Origin of the sequence: Photorhabdus viridis, from assembly GCF_040256935.1 — a bacterium.
In the GTDB taxonomy this organism is placed as follows: domain Bacteria; phylum Pseudomonadota; class Gammaproteobacteria; order Enterobacterales; family Enterobacteriaceae; genus Photorhabdus; species Photorhabdus viridis.
In genome coordinates this window covers 1-262 of sequence record NZ_JBEJZY010000400.1, presented here as the reverse complement: position 1 = coordinate 262, position 262 = coordinate 1, and the positions used below count along the sequence as shown (strand labels likewise).

Annotated in this window: 1 protein-coding gene; it reads left to right on the top strand. The window is 64.5% G+C overall.

All coding sequences use genetic code 11. The features are described 5' to 3' along the window. Window positions 1-262: AMP-binding protein (locus ABR397_RS23905; protein ID WP_350307859.1), on the top strand; the 262-nt coding region annotated here is incomplete at both ends.

Genomic DNA, 262 nt, shown 5'->3' with positions numbered 1-262 from the left:
AGCACAGTCCCTCAGCTACGGCGAACTGAACCGCCGCGCCAACCGGCTGGCTCATCATTTGCTGGCCCTCGGCGTGCAGCCGGATGACCGGGTCGCTATCTGCGTTGAACGCAGTCTGGAGATGGTCGTGGGCTTGCTGGGCATTCTGAAGGCCGGAGCGGCTTATCTGCCGCTTGACCCGGCCTACCCGGCCGAACGGCTGGCCTATATGCTCAGTGATGCGGCGCCGGTGGCCCTGCTTACCCAGACTGCCTTGCTGGAA